General features: G+C 54.2%; 7 protein-coding genes. 3 read left to right on the top strand and 4 right to left on the bottom strand.

What is annotated here, in order from left to right; translation table 11 throughout:
• The first annotated feature begins 402 nt into the window (after window positions 1–402).
• The 3 genes from GRS80_RS07570 to GRS80_RS07560 all read left to right on the top strand — a co-directional run bounded on the left by GRS80_RS07570 (window position 403) and on the right by GRS80_RS07560 (window position 5726).
• A complete protein-coding gene (locus GRS80_RS07570) occupies window positions 403–1704 on the top strand; it encodes an RNA-guided endonuclease TnpB family protein (protein WP_160047029.1) in 1302 nt (433 codons plus the stop codon).
• A gap of 1443 nt (window positions 1705–3147) precedes the next feature.
• Complete coding sequence (locus GRS80_RS07565) at window positions 3148–4362, top strand: orc1/cdc6 family replication initiation protein (protein WP_149080939.1); 1215 nt, start codon at window positions 3148–3150, stop codon at window positions 4360–4362.
• Window positions 4363–4913: 551 nt separating this feature from the next.
• Window positions 4914–5726: a protein-glutamate O-methyltransferase CheR gene (locus tag GRS80_RS07560; RefSeq protein WP_343161490.1), complete on the top strand. Its 813-nt coding sequence runs from the start codon at window positions 4914–4916 to the stop codon at window positions 5724–5726.
• Window positions 5727–6495: 769 nt separating this feature from the next.
• Here the strand turns inward: GRS80_RS07560 and GRS80_RS07555 are convergent.
• The 4 genes from GRS80_RS07555 to GRS80_RS07540 form a co-directional block, all read right to left on the bottom strand.
• The gene (locus tag GRS80_RS07555) at window positions 6496–7704 is read right to left on the bottom strand and encodes a chemotaxis protein CheC (RefSeq protein ID WP_160047028.1); all 1209 of its coding nucleotides are present in this window, start codon (window positions 7702–7704) and stop codon (window positions 6496–6498) included.
• Window positions 7705–7712: 8 nt separating this feature from the next.
• On the bottom strand, window positions 7713–8069 hold the full coding sequence (cheY, locus tag GRS80_RS07550; RefSeq protein ID WP_160047027.1) for a chemotaxis protein CheY: 357 nt from the start codon (window positions 8067–8069) through the stop codon (window positions 7713–7715).
• A 298-nt stretch (window positions 8070–8367) separates the two neighbouring features.
• The gene (locus GRS80_RS07545; RefSeq protein ID WP_160047026.1) at window positions 8368–9249 is read right to left on the bottom strand and encodes a CheF family chemotaxis protein; all 882 of its coding nucleotides are present in this window, start codon (window positions 9247–9249) and stop codon (window positions 8368–8370) included.
• A 138-nt stretch (window positions 9250–9387) separates the two neighbouring features.
• Window positions 9388–9781: methyl-accepting chemotaxis protein (locus tag GRS80_RS07540; protein ID WP_235019676.1), on the bottom strand; the 394-nt coding region annotated here is incomplete at its 5' end.

The raw sequence follows: 9781 nt of genomic DNA, 5'->3' as shown, positions 1-9781 counted from the left end.
GTCGAGGATATCGATTTCCATACCAACCTCGATTTCCTCGACTTCATCCTTCTAACCCGTGATATCAGCTGATTAGATCGCTCTTCAACAGAGCAGTATTTAGCTGAATTGAGGCGCTAAGCCCCCTTCCTCAAGGAGCAACGTAACGAGCGGAGTGAGTGAGTAGCGCAGTAGGGAGGGGATACAGCGCCGCACAGTTTTCAAACACGTTCGACGCTCAGCCCACAGGCCCACGCAATCGAAGATGCTATACGTGTAATATGTATAGTGTGCATCACAGTGAAGCGGAAGACAATCACTATCCGAGAGGACCAAGACGAGTGGATAGAGGACAACCACCTCAACCTCTCGTCGTTCATCCGTGAGCAACTGGACGAACTAATTGAAGAACGAGAGTAGCGTATGTACTACGCCTACAAATACCGCCTCAAGCCGTCCGACGCCCACCGAGAGGAGTTGGACCGTCACCGCGATATTTGTAGGCAACTGTACAACCACACGCTCTATCGGCTCAACGAGTACCAAGACGAACACGGCGAACTGCCGTCCATGACCACCTTGCGGTCGGAACTCCCCGATCTTAAGAAATGGTGGGACGGTCTCTCGGACGTGTACTCGAAGATTCTCCAAACTGTTGTAGAACGGCTGTTCGATAACCTCAACAGCCTCTCCAAACTCAAGGAGAACGGTTACGGCGTCGGTCAACTCAAGTGGAAACCGCCACGGGAGTTCCGCAGTTTCACGTACAGCCAGTCTGGCTTCAAGCTCGACAAGAAGGGCGGTCAGACTGTGCTGTCACTCTCGAAACTCGCGGACATACCGGTTCGCCTCCACCGCGCCATCCCCGACGTTCACAAGAGCGACAGCTCTTGTGCAGCCCATCAGAAATCTCCGATTTCTGAGGACGATGCGGCGCTCAAACAGGTCACGGTCAAGAAGGAGCCGACGGGCGAGTGGTTCGCTACGTTCGGCGTCGAAATGGACGATGAACCCCCCAAACCGCCTGAGAACCCCGAGAAGTGCGTCGGTATCGACGTGGGGATTCTCAAGTACGCCCACGACACCGACGGCACGGCTGTCGGGTCGCTCGACCTCTCAGACGAACGCGACCGCTTGGAGCGCGAGCAACGGAAGCTCTCGCGGAAGCAACACGGGTCGAACAACTACGAGAAGCAACGGCGTCGTGTCGCAGAGTGTCACGCCGACCTCCGACGGAAGCGCCGCGACTTCTTGCACAAACTCTCGAACTACTACGCTCGGGAGTACGACTTCGTGGCGGTCGAAGATCTGAACGTGAAGGGGATGATGGAATCGCCATCGAACAGCCGCAACAGGGCGTCGGCGGCGTGGCGAACGTTTCTCTCGTTGCTCGAATACAAGTGTAAGCGTGAAGGGACGCATTTCGTGGCGGTCAACCCGAGAGGAACGACGAAAGAGTGCGCGGCGTGCGGCGTCTCGACAGATAAGCCGTTGTGGGTTCGTGAACACTCTTGTCCTGCCTGTGGGTTTGAGGCGGACAGGGACGCGAACGCGGCGTGGAACATCCTTTCTCGCGGCCTCGAAGATATAGGAGTGGGACACTCCGAATCAACGCCTGTGGAGACTGCGCTCCCTACGGACACCGATTCCGTGTCTGCAAAGCGCGTCGTGGAAGCAGGAAGCCCTACCCTCGACGAGCGAACGGCGTCAGCCGTGAGCGAGTAGGGTAGGGTAGTTCACTTCAACTCCGTTCAGAAATCAGTGGGCTGTAACGGTCATTCAGTAAGAGCGTCAAAATCAGCCTCACATTGCGGTACGTAGTACCGAGTCGAAGAACCTCCCTCGAGCATCTCAGCAGTGTTCTTATTCACTTTCCTGAGACGGGTTACGACGACTGACTGCAGATCGATCGCGGAGCGACGAGCGATCGACCGATACCGACTCACCGTGGTCCGTATGAGGGAGGGACGCGGTGTATTTTGGGGAACTGGAACGGACACCAGGTTTCCGGTGAACAATAGAAAGTCACCAGAGACACCCGTGCTTTAGCAAGCCTGCACTGCAGGCTCAAATCGGACCACACCACCGAATTCGACCCTACAGTCGACGTTTGTCGGAATACTAGATTTCCGATGTAACCACAACTGCCACATACTCAATGTGATCCCGTGGCTAGATAGGGGATCGATACCCAGCGATACGAACGCGTTCCTCACCTCCCTGCCGCTCGCTTGCGGAAGGGGAGGTCGCTTCGTTGAAACGGACACCAGATTTCCGGTGAAAATATTACTCGGGATCGAATATAAACACTGGATATCCGGTGGACACAGGGATATCGCCGTTCAACCAAATGAGAGCTAGGAGACACCACATTTCCTGTGAAATTGGATGGACAGGCACGATAAATCACTTCGAGATTACGCCTCAAAGTGTTCACTCGAGGTGAAAGACAACAGGGATTCGAAAGCGGATATTCGAGTGGACACACACCGGATTTCCGGTGAAATTGGAGGGAAGGGGCTACTCATCCACATATCAAGGACAGCAACCCGTATCAAGTAGTGTATGAAAGAGTTACTACTTGAACCGTCTCGTTGATACCCCACCAGATATCTAAAGGGACACAAGCACTTTCCAATAACCAAATATGGAGGTAGCTGAATAACGTAGCTGAACACAGATCGAGGACACACACACCGAATTTCCGGTGAAAGTGGGGCATGAGAGAGAGAGAGAGATCACCTGGCAACTGGCGGAGATCTGGATGATCAGATGCCTGGATTACAAGGGATAAACAGGATGATTCGCTCTTTTCAGGGGTGAAGTCCGATCCGAACCAAGGTGGTCTAGCCGTGATCACCAGATACCATAAAGGCTTTTAGCCTATGCGATAAAAAGTCCACTAACTGGAAAAAGAAATAGATTAGCTCCTGCTGAAATCAGCCCAGACGAACTGTATCCTTGTCTCACTAATATCATTCGAGACGAGATCCACGATATCCATCCAGTTGACTGCCTGTACAGTGGCACGACCATCCTTCTGATGAATTCAACCCACCGTTTCATCTGCACCCTCTCCCCGTTCTCACCTTCTTTCACCGGAAACCCGGTGTGTGTGTCTCGGCGAAACAATCAAGATGATTCACCGGAAACACGGTGTCCAAGCACATGTCCCAGTCCGACGATCTGTTCATTCGCGAGGATCCTATCTTCGTCAACAAGGAACTCCTCGAGATCAGTCACCTCCCCGATGAGGGTCGAATTGTCGGTCGTGACGAGGAAATCGGCCAACTCGCGAACGCGGTCAATCCCGCGATATTCGGGCAGAGTCCGAGCAACGTACTCATCTACGGAAAAACTGGGACCGGAAAGTCCCTGTGTGCAAAGTACGTCTCGAGACGACTCGTCAGCACAGCCGAGGAGGAAGGTGTAGATGCCGTTTTTGCGTACGTCGATTGTGCACAGGATACGACGGAAACGCAGACAGCACAGACGATCGCGAGTGCGGTCAACACGGACGAGACCGATATCTACATTCCCGATAAGGGAATTAGCACGGCAACGTACTACAAGCGACTCTGGCGAATTCTCGATAAGGAGTACGATGTTGCGTTGATTATCTTGGACGAAATCGACAAACTCGAGGACGATGCGATCTTGATGCAACTCTCGCGTGCGGGCGAAGCCGGCAAAGTGACGAACTGCAAGATCGGGGTTATCGGGATCAGTAACAAGATCAAATACAAGGATCGAATGGACGAACGGGTCAAGTCGAGTCTCTGTGAGCGCGAGTTCGTGTTTCCGCCGTACAACGCGAGTCAACTCAACGAAATCATGGTTGCACGAAACGATGCGTTCCGAGACGGAGTACTGGAGGACGGCGTTATTCCACGTGCTGCAGCGCTGGCTGCTCGCGAACACGGTGATGCTCGGAAAGCAATCGATATCCTCAGATACGCAGGGGAAATCGCACAGACGAAAGGTGCCGATACCGTCCGCGAGGCGTTCGTCGTCCAGGCTCGAGAACGAGCTGAAGTCGATCGGTTCCGAGAACTGATCCGTGGGTCGACACCCCACTCACGATACGCACTTCAGGCGTTGACCCTTCTCTCGCTCAGAGATCGACCTGCCGATTCGATCGAGGAAAACGAGGGGTTCAGAACGACTCGCGTCTACGACGTCTACGAGCAGATCTGTCGTCAGGAGGGGACTGATGCGCTGTCCCTTCGTCGCGTTCGTGATCTCCTAAAAGAGCACGCGTTTCTCGACGTGATCGAACAGTCACGTCACAGCGGCGGAAGCGCTGAGGGGAGTTACACCGAACATACGCTATTGGAGGATCCAGAAGTGGTCAAGGATGTGCTCGCTGATACGGTCGACTGATTCGATGTTTAGAAACGTCGGTAAACGCCGGGGAATTCCCTCAAAGATGTCGAATTCTTCCGCTGATCAAAGATGTAGAAACAACTGTTCGACCGGCAAATCGGTCATCGCAGACCGTATAAATCAGTGCAGTTGTTCCTATCGTTTCACCGACTAAATCCGATTCGAACACCGTGTTTCTGGTGAATATAACTCTTGTCCCGGCATTGTTTACGGACACGTTCATCTCGAGAATTCACCGGAAACCTGGTGTGCGGCCAGCATTTTGCGTCGTCGAAAATCTGGTGTGCAATCAGCCGAACAGAGCCCGTACCAATCTACGCTGGTCTCCTCTGGCGGGGGACCCATACGGTCTGCGATGAGTCTGTTCCGATCGTCGAACGGTCGGCGAACGACCGGCAATCAGTCATCGCAAATCGTCTCGAGCGGAGAGATGGATATCCGCAACCGTCCTTCGAACCGGGTCGCGACGAAATGGGTGATACGTCAACCCGTCACGTAGCCTCCCCTAATCAGCATATTTATCTCTCTATCCCAATCAATGATGTACTGTGTCCAGTGACGATTCGTTCGAACTTCTTCTCGAGTATATGGAAACGGAGCTATCGTTCGCAACGAGCCATTATAACGACAGTTATCTCGATCGACGAATTACGGCTCGCATGCGACGCACGGAGTGTGAAACGTACGAAGAGTACTACGAACACGTCCGCTCCAACCCCGACGAGCAGCGTGCGTTGCTGGATTCTCTGAGTATCAACGTCACCGGATTTTTCCGTAATCCGGAGGTGTGGGACGGTGTCCGTGACGTGCTTCGATCGCTTGCTGGCGAGACCGATCGGATCGATATCTGGAGTGCAGCCTGTGCAGACGGTCGAGAGCCGTACTCGCTATCGATGATCGTCCACGACGAGCCTCAGGTCGATCCCTCTACTGTTCGAATTTTGGGGACAGACATCAGCAACGAAGCACTCGAGGTCGCTCGCGAGGGCGTCTACCAGGAGTCGAGAACGACGAGTATCGGTGGTGAACTCGAGTACATCGATGAGTATAGTCAGTTCATCGAATACGACTCGGGTGAGAATGCGTATCGGGTACGTGACACTATCAAACAGCCAGTCGAGTTTCAGCGTCACGATCTTATCAACGGCGATCCAAAGTCCGGATTCGATCTCGTGACGTGTAGAAACTTATTCATCTATATTGACACCGAATACAAACAGTCGATGTTACAGACAATATCGGAATCGATATCACAGGGCGGATATCTCATTATTGGAAAAAGTGAGACGATTCCTCCGGAGATGAAGCCCGTCTTTTCCCCAGTTGATAACCGGAACAGAATCTATCAGAAACAAGATTAGATTCGAGTATATATCAGATAGAATACTGTGTTTGGTATAGGATAATATGGGGGTCATTAGTATACGCCAACTGTTTTCATAGTGTAGGTCTGTAGTGGGTGATTTGTTTTATCTGTCAGTTGTCGGGATACTTTTTCCAGGGCCGAACTGCTTTTGCCGCGATTGCTGTTTTGACATGTAGTCGGGGATACCCACATCTGATGCGAAAAGTGGTCGGTTAGCGAACGCGGGGAGCTGTACAGACCGGCACACTCATCTGCGTGCTTTTCGTACGGTCGGTTCACGCGCAGGTGACTGTTAATGGACACTGATTTCGATATTCACAACCATCGCCATCGGATGAAACTGCTTCGGGATACGGGTGGACTGTCGATATTCGAGAATAGAGACGATGTTCGGTGTCCTGCATGCGCGGATCCGTTCGAACGACTGATACTCATCGAGCGACTGTCGACGTCGTTTCCAGAACATACCGGGGCTCCGTTCTGTCTGGTTCGTCGGGAGAACGATATCGCGCTTTTTAGACACTGACGTGGTCGAATGTCGTCTCGTCGTCGCCTGGTGGCCATAACGTATTTACAGTGGTATGCCCGTAAATGGCCGTAATGTATTTACAGGGGTATGGTCGTAAACCGTGTCTCGAGTTGATTTAATATTGGCGTGGGCGGTCAGAATCCGGGTTTGTGCTACCCGTTCACGATCGGTACGAAATCGGAGTGGCCGAATCCACTCGAGGTAACTGACAGTGGATCCGACGGAACACTCGTGCTCAGAACAGGTCGTCGGGATCGACGCGCGTATTACCCGAATTTTCGATGAGGAGGTCGTCCAGTGCTTGTTCTAACTCGTCGCGCCGCGGTAACGCGAGCATCTGGCAGGTGAAGACTTTGTCGCTGTTCGTCTGAATGCTCGAGTCGAGCAGAAACGCATGGTCGTCGCTTTGGGCGATCTGTGCCGTGATCGGCGTTAGTACGCCGGAACCAGTATCGGCGACGAACTCGGGCGGCGAGTGCTTGATTTCGGCGTTCAACACGTTGGCCCATCCGTCGATAAAGCCGCTGGTCATGATGTTCCCGAGTTCTTTGAGCGCGCCCTGTTCGATATCGCCCCACTGCTCGTCGGTCTCCATCGGTACGAGGGAGTCGACGACCGCCCGACCTGAGGGTTGGTCGAAGAGAATAACCAGGTAGCCGCTGAACTTCCCTTTGAACTTCATCACTGTTCCGACGAACCGTTTGTTGCCGACCTCGGTCGGAATATCTTCGATCGGAACCAGGCTCAGCCGGCTAATGTTGACCGTCGTTTCGATACCGGTCATCGAGGTAATGTTCGTCGCAGCTTTTTTCGCTCCCTCCTTGGTCATCTCGTTGAACACTTCGAGTTTCTCGAGTGAGACGATCTTGTCGGTTTGGGGCTCGAGCGAGCGCTCGAGGGAGGTCGAATCCGGAACGAGGAGGATACGGAAGTCGATCGGTTCGTTGACGGAGTCTTGGGATGCCTCAACGCGACTGCGGAAGACGAACAGGTGGCGTTCGTCCTCGGTTGTGGACGTCGGCAGAATGTCGGTCCCGGTCCCCTGGATGTACGTCGGTGGTGAGCTTTTGATCTTCGCCTCGAGGTAGTTGGCCCACCCGTCGACGAATCCGCTTGTCATGATGTTGCCGACTTCCTCGATGCTGCTTTTTTTCTTCTCGGGATCGTCGGCTGGGACGAGCGTGTCGGTGATCGCCGACCGGCCCTGTTCGTCGAATGCGAGCACTATCTCGCCGCTCATTTCGCCGCTCAGATCGATGTTGACGCCGGCAAACTCGTCACCGATGAACTCGTACTCGAGATCCGTCGAGTTCATCAGTGAGACGTCAGTGACCTGTACCCGCGTGCTGATCCCGGTCAGCTGTGAGAGTGATTTGGCAGCCGATTGGGCTCCGTCGTGAGCGAGCTCCTGGTAGGTTTCGAGCTCTCGAATATCGATTTCCATGGCGAGAGTCACTCGGTAGCGATGCTGTTGAGTTCTTCGAGAACGCTTTCCTTCTGAAACGGCTTCGTGATGTAGCCTTCGGCACCGGCTTTGATCGAGTCTTTCATCTGCTCGGCTTGCTCGACGCTGGTACACATCACGACCTTCGCGTTCGGGTCCATATCGGTGATCTCACCGGTTGCCTCGATACCGTCTTTGATCGGCATAACGATGTCCATGAAGACGATATCGGGTTGCTCTTCGCGGTAGAGCTCGACGGCCTCGACGCCGTTTTCGGCCTCACCAACGATGTTGTGGTCTTCTTCGAGGATTTCCCGGAGGAGGTCCCTCATGAACCCAGAATCGTCCGTGATCAGCACATCCATAGGGGGATCAATACACCCGGATAACTTAACGATGTTGACCAAAATTGTGACATACATCTCGAAGATCTGCTGGACAAACTGATCGGTACCGCCTATTGGTTCTAGCTTCGGACTCCGTTAATTCCCAACCCCTAGTTCTGAATAGTACTCCCGCTTGAACAGGGCTCCACTCGATCTCGAAGGTGGTCCTTCGCTCTCGAACGCCGTTCGTGTCGGTTCATACGGACCGCGATGAGGCTGTCTCGGTCGATCGCAGACCGGCAGGCGAACGACCGGCGATCAGTCATCGCAGATCGTATCACGCGTTGACGTCTTCGATCCGCTGGCTGACGATGATACGCCCCTTCGGGGTCAACGAGATGCTGTCTTCGTGTTCGACGATTAGTTCCTTGTTCTGAACCGAGTTCAGGACGTTCGTCACGTACGTCGGATCTCCGTCGAGCATGTTCGTAAAATCTATATCTCCACCGGTTGCGTGAACGCTGACCAGAACGCGTTTCTCCGGATCGGTCAGTTCAATCTCCTCGACCTCGTCGCGGAGTTCGTCGAACTCGAGTCGGAGGTATCGCGCGAGCAAGTTCACGTACTGTCCCTGTGTCGGCGAGATCAACGACGTTTTCGTACGTCCGGAGTCGTCGTCGATGTATTTCACGACGAGTGTCACCCGGTCGTTTCGCTTGCCGAGTTTGTTCGACCGTTCGATCTTCATGACGGTTTCGACGTCGATCTCGAACGCTCCCCTGTCCGTCTTGACTTCGATCGCACGGCTCTTGACTCGGAGTGTTCCCGAGCGGACGGGAGTGTCTTTCACTCGCCCACCGACTCTCGCCGGGTGTTTTACGGCGACCGAGCGACCGTTGAGGAGACACCGAAACAGGATCGCGACGAACTTCGTGACGGTCTCGCTTTTGCTCTCGATTACTGCACTCTGGACGCCGCCATCCGACTCGTAGCCGATCGTAACGGTATCGTCGAAGAACTGTCTGACGTGGTTGGGAACGCTACCGACGTTTACGTCGATGACCCTTGAGAGGGGAACGGTCGTCTTTTCGTCGTTCGTCGCGAGGACCAGCCGTTTTTTCGTCGTAATTATCCGGCCACTGGAGGGTGTACCACCGCCTTCCTCACCTCGATTGAGAATAAATCGAGCCGTGAAGTCGGCGACGATCTCTTCGGTCATGTACATGTCTATGAGACCGCACTCTCTTAGCCCTTTAGGGCCGCGACGAACGCGAGGCCTCCTTGCTCTCAGACGTGTCGCTCTCATTGGTGTCCAATCGCGGGCTCCACTCCTCTGTGTCTCCAACGTATCCGGCGGTCACGTTCGCCTGTCTGCGGCCAGTCGCTGTATCTCCGCGTCGATGTCGTCGACGAGGGTCTCGAGTTGGTCGTTGATGGCGACGATTCCGTCGATTTCGGTGGAGACGTTCTGTGAGTGTTCCATGGCGGTGTCGGTCATGCTGGCGACCTCTTCGGTGGTGGCGGCCTGGTCGTCGGTGGCGACGGCGACCTCCTCGATACCGGTGCTCGCTTCCGCGATCGAGGCTTTGATCTCCGTTAGGTTCTCGACGGTTTCCTCGACGAGGGACACGCCGTCCGCGATCTCTTCGTTGGCCGTCTCGAGGCTGTCGACGGTTTCCTCGGTATTCTCCTGGATCTGTTCGACCATCTTCTCGATGGTAGCGGCTTCGTCTTGGGACTCCTCGGCGAGC

Source organism: Natrialba sp. INN-245 (genome assembly GCF_009807105.1).
Classification (GTDB): domain Archaea; phylum Halobacteriota; class Halobacteria; order Halobacteriales; family Natrialbaceae; genus Natrarchaeobius; species Natrarchaeobius swarupiae.
The sequence above is the reverse complement of the archived record's forward strand: the minus strand, read 5'-3'. Positions and strand labels throughout refer to the sequence as shown.

Bases quoted from the DNA above. Each gene is read 5' to 3' on its own strand.
- GRS80_RS07570 (WP_160047029.1), top strand. From the start codon at position 403: ATGTACTACGCCTACAAATACCGCCTCAAGCCGTCCGACGCCCACCGA.
- GRS80_RS07565 (WP_149080939.1), top strand. From the start codon at position 3,148: ATGTCCCAGTCCGACGATCTGTTCATTCGCGAGGATCCTATCTTCGTC.
- GRS80_RS07555 (WP_160047028.1), bottom strand. From the start codon at position 7,704: ATGGAAATCGATATTCGAGAGCTCGAAACCTACCAGGAGCTCGCTCAC.
- cheY (WP_160047027.1), bottom strand. From the start codon at position 8,069: ATGGATGTGCTGATCACGGACGATTCTGGGTTCATGAGGGACCTCCTC.
- GRS80_RS07545 (WP_160047026.1), bottom strand. From the start codon at position 9,249: ATGACCGAAGAGATCGTCGCCGACTTCACGGCTCGATTTATTCTCAAT.